Here is a 13,253-nt window from a genome sequence, read left to right as displayed (position 1 = left end):
ATCGAATTACCGGTCAGCGTCAAATCTTGGCATTCTGCCGCGTCGCGTCATCGGCCCGTCATTTAAGGCGTTCACTCCCGCTGTGGCGCGCGGTTCGCCGCATGCCGCATTGCGTCCAGGGGGCGGCGCTAGTCCGCTCTGAAGCGTCATATCAAGCCGATAACCAACCAAACTAATCAGACCGATATACCCGCAATAAGCAGCGATATTTTTGTTTATAAAAATGGTCCGCAAAGATGGGACCCGCCCAGATTGACTCGACGATCGAACGGATAACAACGACGTTTCGTGCGAGCGCCCCCTTTCGCACAGCCACACCCTTTTGACAAAGAATGGAGAACCCATGAACACAAGCCTCAGCAGCGCGCTGAAGACTACTCTCAAGGCCACTGCATGCGTCGCCGCGCTGGCGGGCGCGTCGTCGGCGTTCGCGCAATCGAGCGTGCAGCTCTACGGCCAGGTCGACGAATGGGTCGGCTCGCAGAAGTTTCCGGGCGGCCAGACCGCGGTGGTCGTGTCGGGCGGCGGCATGTCGACGTCGTACTGGGGCTTCAAGGGGACCGAGGATCTGGGCAACGGCTACAAGGCGATCTTCACTATCGAAGGCTTCTTCCGCGCGCAAACCGGCGAGTACGGCCGCTTCACCGGCGACACGACGTTCTCGCGCAATGCGTACGTCGGCATCGAATCGCCGTACGGCACGGTGACGGCCGGCCGCCTGACGACGCCGCTGTTCGTGTCGACGATCCTGTTCAACCCGTTCGTCGATTCGTACGTGTTCTCGCCGATGGTCTATCACGTGTACCTCGGTCTCGGCACCTTCCCGACCTACACGACCGACCAGGGCGTGACCGGCGACTCGGGCTGGAACAATGCGGTGTCGTATACGTCGCCGAACTTCAACGGCCTTTCGGCGACCGCGATGTACGCGCTCGGCAACACGACCCAGAACGGCGCGAAGAAGTGGAGCGGCCAGGTGCTGTACTTCCATGGCCCGTTCGCGGCGACGGCGGTGTACCAGTACGTGAACTTCAACAACGTGCCGGGCGACCTCGGCAGCTTCGAAACGTCGGGCGTGCCGGGACTGCGCAGCCAGAGCGTCGCGCAGGCGGGCGTGTCGTACGACCTGAAGTTCGTCAAGCTGTACGGCCAGTACATGTACACGTACAACGACCAGCAGGTCACGAGCTGGCACGTGAACACGGGACAGGGCGGCGTCACGGTGCCGTTCGGGCCTGGCTCGGTGATGGCTTCGTATGCGTATTCGCGTAACGGCGGCGGTTCGAACCAGACGCGCCAGACGGCGGCGGTCGGCTACGACTATCCGCTGTCCAAGCGCACCGATGTCTATGCCGCGTACCTGTATGACCACATCACCGGTCAGTCGAGCGGCAATACATATGGCGCGGGGTTGCGCGCGAAGTTCTGATCTCGGCCCACGGTGTCACCGCAAAGCCCGCGTTCCGCCCGGAACGCGGGCTTTGTCGTTTTCGGGTGCCGCCGAATACGAGCGTTTGCTGCCGTCCTTTTGATAAACCCGGCAAAATGACGTCGATTGATTCCTGAAGCGAGCGACTGAGATGGACACCCTCGTCAGCATGAAAGTGTTTCGCCACGTGGTCGAAGCCGGCAGTTTCGTCGGCGCGGCGGAGAAGATGGAGATGTCGGCGGCGATGGCGAGCAAGCATGTGATGCATCTGGAGCAGCAGCTCGGCGCGCGGCTCCTGAACCGCACCACGCGCCGCGTCGCGCCGACCGAGGCAGGCCGCGAGTACTACGAGCGGCTGAGTCAGGCGCTCACCGAGCTCGACGAAGCCGGCCAGGCGGTCGGCGCGGCAAGCGTCGTGCCGCACGGGCGGCTGCGGGTGTCGTCGCTGTCGGCGTTCGGCCTGAATCACGTGATGGCCGCGGTCGCGGACTACGCCGCGCAGTATCCGCAGGTCACCGTCGATATGACACTGTCCGACCGCGTCGTCGAACTGATCGACGAGGGCTTCGACGTCGCGATCCGCGCGTCGCCGGGCGGGCTCAAGTCGTCGTCGCTGATCGCGCGGCAGATCGCGACCGCGCATCTGGTGCTGTGCGCATCGCCCGCCTATCTGCGCAAGCATGGCACGCCGAAGAGCGTCGCCGATCTCGCGCGCCACAACTATCTGCAGTACGCGGGCGTATCGGCGCTCGAAGTCGCGACCGGCGACGCGGGCTCGCGTGTGCGCCTGTCGGGCAACCTGATCGTCAATCAGCTCGAGGCCCAGCGCGTGGTCGTGCTGCATGGCGCGGGCATCGCGATGCTCGGCACCGAGGTGATCGGCAGCGATCTCGCCGAAGGGCGGCTCGTGCCGCTGCTCGTCGACGAGGTGCCGCCGCGGGAGCTGCCGATCCACGTCGTCTACACGAGCCGACGGCATCTATCCGCTAAGGTGCGCTCATTCGTCGATTTTCTGGCGGCGCGGTTCGCAAACGAATCGCTGTGGCCGTCGCTCGACCAAATCAAGGCGTTGGCGGTGCGGTAGCGTTTCGCGAAGCACCGAGCATACGTCGCCAATCGCCCGCCCCGTGCCGCGGCGCCGTGTTACCCCGTTTCTATATACTGATTGTGAGCACCCATCAGTTAAATGATCTGGGGGAGACATGACCGATCTGTCCACGCCGCAGCGTGCCGGCAGCCACGAACTGCCCGCGGGCCGGCGCCTGCGCTTCGTCACCGCCGCCGCACTGTTCGACGGCCACGACGCGTCGATCAACATCATGCGGCGCATCCTGCAGGCAAGCGGCGTCGAGGTGATCCACCTCGGCCACAACCGCTCAGTCGCCGAAGTCGCGACCGCCGCGCTCAACGAGGACGCCGACGGCGTCGCCGTGTCGAGCTATCAGGGCGGCCACAACGAATACTTCCGCTACCTGGTGGATTTGCTGCGTGCAAGCGGCGGCGAGCGCATCAAGGTGTTCGGCGGCGGCGGCGGCGTGATCGTCCCCGAGGAAATTGCCGCGCTCGAACGCGACGGCGTCGAAAAAATCTACTCGCCGCACGACGGTCAGCGGCTCGGTCTGCAAGGCATGATCGACGACATGATCGCGCGCTGCGTCGAAGGGGCGCGCGCGGCCGACGCGGCGCGGCCGACGCCGGTGCGCGAATGGCTCGCCGAGCTGGCCGGGCGGCCGTTGCCGCGTTGCGGTGAGGCCCATGCTCCGCACGCTGGCACTGCTGCTGGCTCGCACCCCGCCGATTCCGCCGTGCCGATCTTCCGCCGCCTCGCGCAACTGATCAGCGCGTTCGAAACGAACAGCGTCGACGCCGCCGCGCGCGACCAGCTAGCGACGCTCGCGCAAGCGCCACGCATCCCGGTGCTCGGCATCACCGGCACCGGCGGCGCGGGCAAGTCGTCGCTGACCGACGAGCTGATCCGCCGCTTCCGGCTCGACTACGGCGACACGCTGAACATCGCCGTGCTCGCGATCGATCCGTCGCGGCGAAAATCCGGCGGCGCGCTGCTCGGCGACCGCATCCGCATGAATGCGATCGGCGATTGGGGCGACGGCGCCCGCATTTATATGCGCTCGATGGCGACGCGCGAGGCATCGACCGAACTCTCCGATTCGCTACCCGCCGCGCTGATGCTGTGCAAGGTGGCGGGCTTCGATCTGGTCGTCGTGGAGACGTCGGGGATCGGTCAGGGCGATGCGGCGATCGTGCCGTTCGTCGACGAATCGCTGTACGTGATGACGCCGGAGTTCGGCGCCGCGAGCCAGCTCGAGAAGATCGACATGCTCGACTTCGCGAGCTTCGTCGCGATCAACAAGTTCGATCGCAAGGGTGCGCAGGATGCGCTGCGCGACGTCGCGAAGCAGGTGCAGCGCAATCGCGGGGACTTCGCGACATCGCCCGACGCGATGCCGGTGTTCGGCACGATCGCGGCGCGCTTCAACGACGACGGCGTGACCGCGCTGTACCGGCGCATCGCTAGTGCGCTGCGTGCGCACGGCCTGCGTGAGGGCGGCGCACGGCTCGGCGCGACCGAAGGCCTGCGCTTTTCGAGCAACCTGCATGCGATCGTGCCGCCCGCGCGCGTGCGCTATCTGGCCGACATCGCGCAGACGGTACGCGGCTATCGAGCGCGCGCCGACGCGCAGGCGCAAATCGCGCGGGAACGCTGGCAGATCGTCGAGACGCGCCGCATGCTCGGCGAGGCGGGCAGCGACGCCTCGTCGCTCGATGCGCTGATCGACCAACGCGGCGCCGCGCTCGGCGAGCGCGAACGCAAGCTGCTCGACGCGTGGCCGCAAACGGTGGCCGCCTATGCGGGCGACGAACATGTGGTGCGCATCCGCAAGCGCGAAATCCGCACCGCGCTGACGGTCACGACGCTGTCCGGCTCCGAAATCCGCAAAGTGTCGCTGCCGAAATTTGTCGATCACGGCGAGATCCTGCGCTGGCTGATGCTCGACAATCTGCCCGGCTATTTCCCATTCACCGCTGGCGTGTTTCCGTTTCGTCGCGAGAACGAGGACCCGACGCGCATGTTCGCGGGCGAGGGCGATCCGCAGCGCACGAATCGTCGCTTCAGGCTGCTGTCGGAAGGCATGCCGGCCAAACGGCTATCCACCGCGTTCGACTCGGTGACGCTTTACGGTGAGGAGCCGCACGAGCGCCCGGACATCTACGGCAAGGTCGGCAATTCGGGTGTGTCGGTCGCGACGCTCGACGACATGAAGACGCTGTATGACGGCTTCGATCTGTGCTCGCCGGATACGTCGGTCTCGATGACGATCAACGGCCCCGCGCCGACGATCCTCGCGATGTTCTTCAACGTCGGGATTGACCAGCAGATCGCGCTGGGCGAGCAACAACAAGGCCGCCCGTTGACCGAAGCCGAACTCGCCGCAACGCGCCGCGCCGCGCTCGAAAACGTGCGCGGCACCGTGCAGGCCGACATCCTGAAAGAAGACCAGGGGCAGAACACCTGCATCTTCTCGACCGAATTCAGCCTGAAGGTGATGGGTGACATTCAGGCGTATTTCGTCGAACACGGCGTGCGCAATTTCTATTCGGTGTCGATTTCCGGCTATCACATCGCCGAGGCTGGCGCGAACCCCATCTCGCAGCTCGCGTACACGCTCGCGAACGGCTTCACCTACGTCGAGGCATATCTCGCACGCGGCATGTCGATCGACGACTTCGCGCCGAATCTGTCGTTCTTCTTCTCGAACGGCATGGACCCGGAGTACACGGTGCTCGGCCGCGTCGCGCGACGCATCTGGGCGGTCGCGATGCGCGAGCGCTATGGCGCGAACGAGCGCAGTCAGAAGCTCAAGTATCACGTGCAGACGTCGGGCCGCAGCCTGCACGCGCAGGAGATCGATTTCAACGACATCCGCACGACGCTGCAGGCGCTGATCGCGATCTACGACAACTGCAACTCGCTGCACACCAATGCGTTCGACGAAGCGATTACGACGCCGACCGAGGAATCGGTGCGCCGCGCGGTCGCGATCCAGCTGATCATCAATCGCGAATGGGGGCTCGCGAAGAACCAGAATCCGAATCAGGGCAGTTTCGTGATCGATGAATTGACCGATCTGGTCGAGGAGGCTGTGCTCGCCGAATTCGAGCGGCTGACAGAGCGCGGCGGCGTGCTCGGCGCGATGGAAACCGGCTATCAGCGCGGACGGATTCAGGACGAGTCGATGCTGTACGAGCATCGCAAGCATGACGGTTCGTATCCGATCGTCGGCGTCAATACGTTCCTGAGCGCGCATCCGCATGAAGCGCCGCGGCCGTTGGTGCTGGCGCGTTCCACCGACGCGGAGAAGCAGAGTCAGCTGCGGCGGTTGCGCGACTTCCAGGCGCGCCACCGCGACGCCGCGCCTGAGGCGCTCGAACGCCTGAAGCGCGCGGTGATCGACGACGGCAACGTGTTCGCGGTGCTGATGGACGTGGTGCGCGTGTGTTCGCTCGGGCAAATCACCCACGCGCTGTTCGAGGTGGGCGGGCAGTATCGGCGGAATATGTAGGCCGCGAGCGAGCGAGCGGGCGCCCCGGCCCGCTCCGCTCTTCACCTCAGCGCGCGATGCCGAGCCGCGCCTTCGCGTCGTTGTATTCCTTCTTCAGACGCCGCACGAGCTCGGCGACGTCCGGCACGTCGTCCATCAGGCCGACGCCCTGGCCCGCGCCCCAGATGTCCTTCCACGCCTTCGCCTTGTCGCCGCCGAAGTTCATCTTGGTCTTGTCCGATTCGGGCAGCGCGTCGGGATCGAGCCCCGCGTTCGCAATGCTCTCGCGGATGTAGTTGCCGTGCACGCCGGTGAACAGGTTCGTGTAGATGATGTCCGACGCCTTCGCGTTGATGATCGCCTGCTTGTAGCTGTCGACAGCGTGCGCTTCTTTGGTGGCGATGAAGCGTGTGCCCATGTACGCGAGGTCCGCGCCCATCGCCTGCGCGGCGAGAATCGAGCCGCCGTTGGCGATCGAGCCCGACAGCACGATCGGGCCGTCGAAAATGCGCCGCACCTCGCCGACCAGCGCGAACGGCGAGGTGGTGCCCGCGTGGCCGCCCGCGCCCGATGCGACCAGAATCAGCCCGTCGACGCCGGCTTCCAGCGCTTTCTGCGCATGACGCAGATTGATCACGTCGTGCAGCACGATGCCGCCGTAGCTGTGCACCGCATCGACGATCTCGCGTGCCGGCGCGCGCAGGCTGGTGATGAAGATCGGCACCTTGTGCTCGACGCAGACGCGCACGTCGTGCTCGAGCCGCGCATTCGACTGGTGAACGATCTGATTGACCGCGATCGGGCCGATCACCGCATCCGGGTTCGCGGCCTTGTGCCTGGCGAGTTGCGCCTGGATCTGCGTCAGCCATTCGTCGAGCAGCTCGGCCGGGCGCGCGTTGAGGGCAGGGAACGAGCCGACGATACCGGCCTTGCACTGCGCCAGCACGAGTTCGGGATAGCTGACGATGAACATCGGCGAAGCGACGACGGGCAGCGCGAGGTTTTGCAGAACGGCGGGCAATGCCATGGTGCGAGTCTCCAGGTTGGGCCAACCGGTGCGACGTGCGCCCGGCGAATAGATGAATGAGTTTAGCGGCACACGGCTTGCGGCGTGTTGACCGGCGAATGCGTGTGGCAGTCGAACGATACCGGCATGCCGAAGTCGCGCCAAACATTTAAGAACGGTCGTTCGATTATAGGCGAAGTGGGTTCGAAGGAGTATTCAGGTTCCATGTCTGCGTGGGATATCCCACCTCGCACGGACCTGTTGGCCTTCTACAATGCACGGACCTCAAACGATCAACGAGACGTCATGGCCTTCGAAAATTTCACGTCTTTTCGCGTCGCCGTGGGCGATGTCGACATTTTCGGAGTGAAGGGCGGCGCCGGGCCGCCTCTGCTTCTGCTGCACGGCCCATCCGCAATCGCATCTGATCTGGGAACGCTGCGCCGCGCCGCTCGCGCAGCACTTCACGGTGATCGCAACCGATCTGCGCGGCTATGGCGCGTCGGGCAAACCGCCGAGCGATGCCGCGCACGCACCGTATTCGAAACGCGTGATGGCCGCCGACCAGGTCGCGGTGATGCGCCACTTCGGCTTCGAGCGCTTCCTCGTCTGTGCGCACGATCGCGGCGCGCGCGTTGCGCACCGGATGGCGCTCGATCACGCCGACGCGGTCGAGCGTTTGATGCTGCTCGATATCGCGCCGACACTCGCGATGTACGAAGCCACCGACCGCGCGTTCGCAACGCATTACTTCCACTGGTTCTTCCTGATCCAGCCCGAGCCGCTGCCCGAAACATTGATCGGCGCAAATCCGGCCGCCTATGTCGACGCGGTGATGGGCGGACGTCACGCGGGTCTCGCACCGTTCGATCCCACCGCGCTCGACGCGTATCGGGCAGCGCTCGCGCAACCGGGCGCGGTGCACGCGATGTGCGAGGACTATCGCGCATCGGCGAGCATCGACCTCGAACATGATCGCGCCGATATCGAGCGCGGCAACAAGATCGGCTGTCCGCTGCGGGTGCTGTGGGGCGACAAGGGCGTGATCGAAAAATGCTTCGATGCGCTCGACGAATGGCGGCATGTCGCGCGCGACGTGAGCGGCCGCGCGCTATCGTGCGGGCACTATCTGCCCGAGGAAGCGCCGGACGAACTGGTCGCCGAGATGCTGTCGTTTTTCGAGACGCTCGAACAATAAGCGCCGGGCTGCTTCGCGCGACCTTCGTTTGACCAGCGATGGACCTTCGTTAGCCGAGCGGCGGCAGCCGTCGCGCGACCGGCGTCGACTTGACGATCGCCGTGCTGGTCTCCGCGCGCTCGGTCACTTTCGACAGGATCTCGTCGAGCTGTTCGATCGAATGCAGGTACAGGCGGCAGATGAAACAGTCGTCGCCGGTCACCTTGTCGCATTCGACGAACTCCGGAATGCGCCGGATCACTTCCTCCACCAGATGCAGCTGCCCGGGCAACGGCTTCACGCGCACTACCGCCTGCAGCGTGAAGCCGAGCGCGCGCGGATCGATCTGCACGGTGAAGCGCTCGATCACGCCCTGCGCTTCGAGCCGCCGCACGCGTTCGGCCGTGCTGGGCGCCGATAAGCCGACGACGCGCGCGAGTTCGCTGACCGGCTGACGCGCGTCCTGCGCGAGCGCGGTGAGCAGTGCGCGGTCGGTGTCGTCGAGTGCGACCGGCGTGATCGATGCAAGGCGTTTGCTCATGACGGCCTTCGTTTATGAGGTGAAAATGCGCTAACGCTTAAGTTTAGCCATGTATTCGCGCGGGTGGATTAATTAGACTGCCAGTTATGCAGTCACAATCCGGGATCGAATCATGGCTTCAAACAAGGCTTCCATCACGACCTCGAGCAGTTCGCCCAGCGACATCCGCCGTGGCGCGGCGGAGATGAGCGTCGCGATGCTGATGTCGGGCACGATCGGCTGGCTTGTCGTGTCGTCGCAGCAAAGCCCCTTCAACGTGGTGTTTTTCCGCTGCATTTTCGGCGGCGCGACGCTCGCGCTCGTGTGCGCCGTACTCGGCCTGTTCCGCCGCGAGCTGTTTTCGTGGAAGATGCTCGGCCTCGCGTTGCTCGGCGGCGCGGCGATCGTCGTGAACTGGGTATTGCTGTTCGCCGCGTATTCACGCGCGTCGATTTCGATGGCAACGGCCGTCTACAACACGCAGCCGTTCATGTTGGTCGGACTCGGCGCGCTGGTGTTTCGCGAGCGCATCAGCGCATCGACGATCGCGTGGCTCGTGGTCGCGTTCGTCGGGCTCGTGTTCGTCGTGAAGGTCGAGCCGGCCGTGCTCGCGGTGCCGGGGCAGTATCTGGTCGGCGTCGCCTATGCGGTCGGTGCGGCGGCGATGTACGCGGTGTCGTCGATCATCACGAAGCGGCTGAAGGGCACGCCGCCGCATCTGCTCGCGCTGATCCAGGTATCGCTCGGCGTGCTGTTGCTCGCGCCGTTCGTACGCTTCGACGCGTTGCCGGCAAACGGCGCGCAGTGGCTCGAACTGGTCGTGCTCGGCGTCGTCCATACCGGTCTCATGTACGTGCTGCTATATGGCGCGATCCAGAAGCTGCCGACGTCGATGACGGGCGCGTTGTCGTTCATCTATCCGGTGGTCGCGATCATCGTCGACCGGCTCGCGTTCGGACAGACGCTCGCATGGATTCAGGTGCTCGGCGCCGCGCTGATTCTGCTGGCGGCGGCGGGCGTCAATCTCGGATGGCGGATCGTGCCGCAGAGAAAGCGCTTATCGTCCACGTGATGCCGATTCGACATTCAATCGGATATTGCTACGGATCCCGGAACAACGCGCAAGCGTTCAAGCGCCTAACGCCGTTTGATGACAGATCATGTATGCATTCGTAAAACGTGGCGTCTAATTTCTGTAGGGAAATCACCGATGCGATGCAAAAACCCACACGCGTATCATCGACAGCGACGCTGATCACGTCCAACAGATGTTCCGCCGCTCGCTTCGTCGAGCGGTTTTCTTTTTGGCAGCACGGTTTGCGTTCCGGTGCGCTTTTCCACCGCGCCGGTCAAACCGGTCACATCACAGTTCAATGCCGCGCGAGAATGCGTGTGCCGTCCACTTCGAGCGGTCCATCGTTCGCCGCGAGCTCCCCGATCATTCCCTTCAGCAACGCGGGCCATTCGCCGCGCGGCTTCAGCATCGAGGCGGCGGCGCGCATCACGGCCGCGTCGTCGAGCATGCGCAAAAGCGTGTCCACGCTCATCTCGCGGACTTCGAGCAGCTTGAATACGATCAGCACCTTCAGCGCGTTCCTTGCGTTGCGCGCGGGATCGGCGCGCAACCAGGCGACGCGCGACATCGCGCGTTCGAGCGCCGCTTCGACCTGCGTGAACGGCGCGCCGTGGCCTGGGATGACGACGCGCACGTCGAGCGTTGCGATCAGGTCGAGCACGGCTTGCTGCTCGGCGAAGCCGCTTTCGCCTTCGAGTTCGGGAAAGATCACGCCGAAGCCGTTTTCCCACAGCGCATCCGCGCTGATCAGCAAGCGTTCGTCCGCGCAATAGAGCATCAGCGAATGCGGATCGTGGCCGGGCGCGCCGAGCACCTGCCAGTCGAGCGCGCCCAGCCGCAAGCGTGCGCCGGGTGCCAGCGTGCCGGTGAAGCCGAAGCGCTCGCAGGTTTGACCAGTCGCGCGAAAGCTGAGGCGAGTTTCGTCCCAGCCGCGTACGGCATCGGCTTCGGATGACGGGATCAGCGTGTGGCACGGCCACGTTGCCTGCAACAGTGCGTTGCCGCCGCAATGATCCGAATGCAGGTGCGTGTTGACGATCAGATCGAGCGGCCGCGTGCGCAACGCATTGCGTACCAGCGCGACCGTTTGCGATGCGTGCGTCGCATAGCCGGTATCGACCAGCGCGGCGCATGTGTCGTCGACGAGCAGCACGTTGTTCGACGACAGCCAGCCGCGTTCGAAAACCCGGATCGATGCGGGCAGCGCGATCATGGCGTGGCCGTGCTCGCGTGCGCGTTTGCGACCGCGGGGGGCTTCGGCATCACGAGGATCGTCGAGGTACCCGTCAACATCAGCTCACCGCGCTGATTGACCACCGAACCTTCGAGATAGGTCAGATCGCCGTTCAGGCTCGGCTTCCAGTGAGCGTCGTGCACACGCCACGTGATCGTCAGCGTGTCGTGCGCCTGCACTGCCTTCTTCAGCTTGATATCGAATTCGAGGCCGAGCGGTTGCGCGTAAGTAGAGAAATGCGTGGCGAGCAGCGCCATGAAATACGCGGTGGGTTGCGTGCCCGACGCGATCAAGCCTCCAAAGCGGCTTTGCGCGGCATACGCTTCATCGTGATGCAACGGGTTCAGATCGACGACGAGCGTCGCGAACGATTTGATCGAATCCACCGACAACTCGAGCGTCGAACTGAACGTCTCGCCGGGCGTCACGATGCGCGGCGCGGCGTTCATTGCTTCTCCTTCGTCGTCGATGTCGTGCGCAGCGCCATTAACGTCGCGTGGCGCACTTCGATCGCGTCCCACACCGCGCGCTTCGCGTCGTTGTCGAGCGTCGACCAGCCGGCGATTTCGTCGATCGTGCGCAGGCATCCTTCGCACCAGCCGGTCGATGCATCCATCCTGCACACGCTGATGCACGGCGACGGCACGCAACCGCCGTCGTCCCTGTCGTCGTAATCGTTGCCGCTCGCCATCGTGTTCAGGCCGGCTCGCGCAACGCGACATCGACGACCGGCGCGCCTGTGAGCGAGATCAGCTCCTGCGCGGTCAGATTGAACACCGCGTGCGGATGACCGGCGGCCGCCCACAGGCTCTCCAGTTCGAGCAAATCCGCATCGATCAACGTGAGCGGCTCGGTCGCGTGACCGACCGGGCACACGCCACCGATCGCATAGCCGGTTTTCTCGCGCACGAACTTCGCGTCCGCGCGGCCGATCTCGCCGACCTGCGCGGCCACTTTCTTTTCGTCGACACGATTCGCGCCGCTCGCGATCACGAGCACCGGCGCGTCGTCTTCGCGGCGCCGGAACAGGATCGACTTCGCAATCTGCGCGACCGAGCAGCCGAGTCCGGCGGCCGCTTCGGCGGAAGTCTTGCCGGTTTCCGGCAGCATCACGATTCGCCCCGCGTGACCGCGTTCGCGTAGCAGCAGCGCGACGCGACGTGCCGAGTCGGGCAGCGCGGCGAGATCGTCGGAGTCGAAGGACGCGAGGTCGTTCATTGTTTGGGACCCTGAATGAAAATGGATGCTGCGGTTATACGCAGGTGTTTGCTTCGCTGCGCGCCTTCGCGAGCAGCGCTTTACCGGCGCGCGACACGTTGGACCGGCCGATCGCGTTCGAAATGAAGTCGCCGATTTCGACCACTTGCGCGAGGTCGATACCGGTCTCGATGCCGAGGCCGTTCATCAGATACAGCACGTCTTCGGTCGCGACGTTGCCGGTCGCGCCCTTCGCATACGGACAGCCGCCGAGCCCCGCGACCGATGCATGAAAAATCTCGACGCCTTCGAGCAGCGCCGCGTAGATGTTCGCGAGCGCCTGGCCATAGGTGTCGTGAAAGTGTCCCGACAGATGCTCGCGCGGAAACACTTCGGTCACGGCCTCGAACACTTCGCGGGTGCGCTTCGGCGTGCCGACGCCGATCGTGTCGGCGATATCGATCTCGTCGCAGCCGAGCGCCGCGAAGCGCTTGACGACGTCGACGACCGACGCGACCGGCACTTCGCCCTGGTACGGACAGCCGAGCGCGCATGACACGCTGCCGCGAATCCGCAGCTTATGTTGTTTCGCCGCCGCGGCGACTGGCGCGAATCGCTCGATGCTCTCCGTGATGCTGCAGTTGATGTTCTTCTGCGAGAACGCCTCGCTCGCCGCGCCGAAGATGACGATCTCGCCGGCGCGCGCGGCGAGCGCGCCTTCGAGACCGCGCAGGTTCGGCGTCAGCACCGAGTAAATCGTGCCGTCGCGGCGCTCGATGCCGGCCATCACGTCGGCGCCGTCGGCCATCTGCGGCACCCATTTCGGCGACACGAACGAGGCTGCCTCGACGTTGCGGAAGCCCGCCGCCGACAGACGGTTGATCAGCTCGATCTTGGTCGCGGTCGGCACGAATTCCTTCTCGTTCTGCAGCCCGTCGCGCGGACCCACTTCGACGATTTTCACTTGCTTCGGTAAGGCCATGATGTGTCTCCGATCCGATGCGGTTTGATCGCTGTCCCATCCAGGATGGGTGCTGCCGCGTTGCTGCAATT

General features: G+C 64.7%; 11 protein-coding genes and 1 pseudogene. 5 read left to right on the top strand and 7 right to left on the bottom strand.

Features of this window, described 5'->3' with window-relative positions:
- Nucleotides 1-343 precede the first annotated feature (343 nt).
- The 3 genes from OKW38_RS17825 to icmF all read left to right on the top strand — a co-directional run bounded on the left by OKW38_RS17825 (nt 344) and on the right by icmF (nt 6,012).
- Nucleotides 344-1,429: a porin gene (locus tag OKW38_RS17825; protein WP_429335644.1), complete on the top strand. Its 1,086-nt coding sequence runs from the start codon at nt 344-346 to the stop codon at nt 1,427-1,429.
- A 151-nt stretch (nt 1,430-1,580) separates the two neighbouring features.
- Entirely contained in the window at nt 1,581-2,513 is a 933-nt protein-coding gene (locus OKW38_RS17820; protein ID WP_429362511.1) for a LysR family transcriptional regulator, read from the top strand.
- A gap of 118 nt (nt 2,514-2,631) precedes the next feature.
- Nucleotides 2,632-6,012, top strand: a complete 3,381-nt coding sequence (gene icmF, locus OKW38_RS17815) for a fused isobutyryl-CoA mutase/GTPase IcmF (RefSeq protein WP_429362509.1) — start codon at nt 2,632-2,634, stop codon at nt 6,010-6,012.
- 46 nt (nt 6,013-6,058) lie between these two features.
- On the opposite strand, the gene OKW38_RS17810 is transcribed toward icmF, so the two are convergent.
- Entirely contained in the window at nt 6,059-7,018 is a 960-nt protein-coding gene (locus tag OKW38_RS17810) for an NAD(P)H-dependent flavin oxidoreductase (protein WP_429335647.1), read from the bottom strand.
- Between the two features lie 285 nt (nt 7,019-7,303).
- On the opposite strand from OKW38_RS17810, the pseudogene OKW38_RS17805 reads away from it, so the two are divergent.
- Nucleotides 7,304-8,195: pseudogene (locus tag OKW38_RS17805) on the top strand (alpha/beta fold hydrolase).
- Nucleotides 8,196-8,244: 49 nt separating this feature from the next.
- On the opposite strand, the gene OKW38_RS17800 reads toward OKW38_RS17805, so the two are convergent.
- Nucleotides 8,245-8,715, bottom strand: a complete 471-nt coding sequence (locus OKW38_RS17800; protein ID WP_090802753.1) for an Lrp/AsnC family transcriptional regulator — start codon at nt 8,713-8,715, stop codon at nt 8,245-8,247.
- 112 nt (nt 8,716-8,827) lie between these two features.
- Here OKW38_RS17800 and OKW38_RS17795 point away from each other — a divergent pair, with 112 nt between their 5' ends.
- Nucleotides 8,828-9,766, top strand: coding sequence for a DMT family transporter (locus OKW38_RS17795; RefSeq protein ID WP_429362507.1), 939 nt, complete (start codon nt 8,828-8,830; stop codon nt 9,764-9,766).
- A gap of 298 nt (nt 9,767-10,064) precedes the next feature.
- Here the strand turns inward: OKW38_RS17795 and OKW38_RS17790 are convergent, their stop codons facing one another.
- From OKW38_RS17790 to OKW38_RS17770, 5 genes are read right to left on the bottom strand one after another with little or no spacing between them, the layout of a single operon-like run.
- Nucleotides 10,065-10,982, bottom strand: coding sequence for an MBL fold metallo-hydrolase (locus OKW38_RS17790; RefSeq protein ID WP_429362505.1), 918 nt, complete (start codon nt 10,980-10,982; stop codon nt 10,065-10,067).
- The gene (locus OKW38_RS17785; protein WP_090802757.1) at nt 10,979-11,452 is read right to left on the bottom strand and encodes a MaoC family dehydratase; all 474 of its coding nucleotides are present in this window, start codon (nt 11,450-11,452) and stop codon (nt 10,979-10,981) included. The genes OKW38_RS17790 and OKW38_RS17785 overlap by 4 nt, the downstream gene beginning before the upstream one ends.
- Nucleotides 11,449-11,694: a DUF1289 domain-containing protein gene (locus OKW38_RS17780; protein WP_090802758.1), complete on the bottom strand. Its 246-nt coding sequence runs from the start codon at nt 11,692-11,694 to the stop codon at nt 11,449-11,451. The genes OKW38_RS17785 and OKW38_RS17780 overlap by 4 nt, the downstream gene beginning before the upstream one ends.
- A 5-nt stretch (nt 11,695-11,699) precedes the next feature.
- Nucleotides 11,700-12,221, bottom strand: coding sequence for a YbaK/EbsC family protein (locus tag OKW38_RS17775; protein WP_090802760.1), 522 nt, complete (start codon nt 12,219-12,221; stop codon nt 11,700-11,702).
- 34 nt (nt 12,222-12,255) lie between these two features.
- Entirely contained in the window at nt 12,256-13,182 is a 927-nt protein-coding gene (locus tag OKW38_RS17770) for a hydroxymethylglutaryl-CoA lyase (RefSeq protein WP_429362503.1), read from the bottom strand.
- Nucleotides 13,183-13,253: the final 71 nt, after the last annotated feature.

It is taken from the genome of Paraburkholderia sp. MM5496-R1 (assembly GCF_050436205.1).
Classification (GTDB): domain Bacteria; phylum Pseudomonadota; class Gammaproteobacteria; order Burkholderiales; family Burkholderiaceae; genus Paraburkholderia; species Paraburkholderia tuberum.
Note: the sequence above shows the minus strand (reverse complement) of the source record. Positions and strands in the feature narration are given on the sequence as shown.

Coding starts and splice junctions, on each gene's coding strand:
- OKW38_RS17795 (WP_429362507.1), top strand. CDS start 8,828: ATGGCTTCAAACAAGGCTTCCATCACGACCTCGAGCAGTTCGCCCAGC.
- icmF (WP_429362509.1), top strand. CDS start 2,632: ATGACCGATCTGTCCACGCCGCAGCGTGCCGGCAGCCACGAACTGCCC.
- OKW38_RS17800 (WP_090802753.1), bottom strand. CDS start 8,715: ATGAGCAAACGCCTTGCATCGATCACGCCGGTCGCACTCGACGACACC.
- OKW38_RS17790 (WP_429362505.1), bottom strand. CDS start 10,982: ATGATCGCGCTGCCCGCATCGATCCGGGTTTTCGAACGCGGCTGGCTG.
- OKW38_RS17780 (WP_090802758.1), bottom strand. CDS start 11,694: ATGGCGAGCGGCAACGATTACGACGACAGGGACGACGGCGGTTGCGTG.
- OKW38_RS17820 (WP_429362511.1), top strand. CDS start 1,581: ATGGACACCCTCGTCAGCATGAAAGTGTTTCGCCACGTGGTCGAAGCC.
- OKW38_RS17770 (WP_429362503.1), bottom strand. CDS start 13,182: ATGGCCTTACCGAAGCAAGTGAAAATCGTCGAAGTGGGTCCGCGCGAC.
- OKW38_RS17785 (WP_090802757.1), bottom strand. CDS start 11,452: ATGAACGCCGCGCCGCGCATCGTGACGCCCGGCGAGACGTTCAGTTCG.
- OKW38_RS17775 (WP_090802760.1), bottom strand. CDS start 12,221: ATGAACGACCTCGCGTCCTTCGACTCCGACGATCTCGCCGCGCTGCCC.
- OKW38_RS17825 (WP_429335644.1), top strand. CDS start 344: ATGAACACAAGCCTCAGCAGCGCGCTGAAGACTACTCTCAAGGCCACT.
- OKW38_RS17810 (WP_429335647.1), bottom strand. CDS start 7,018: ATGGCATTGCCCGCCGTTCTGCAAAACCTCGCGCTGCCCGTCGTCGCT.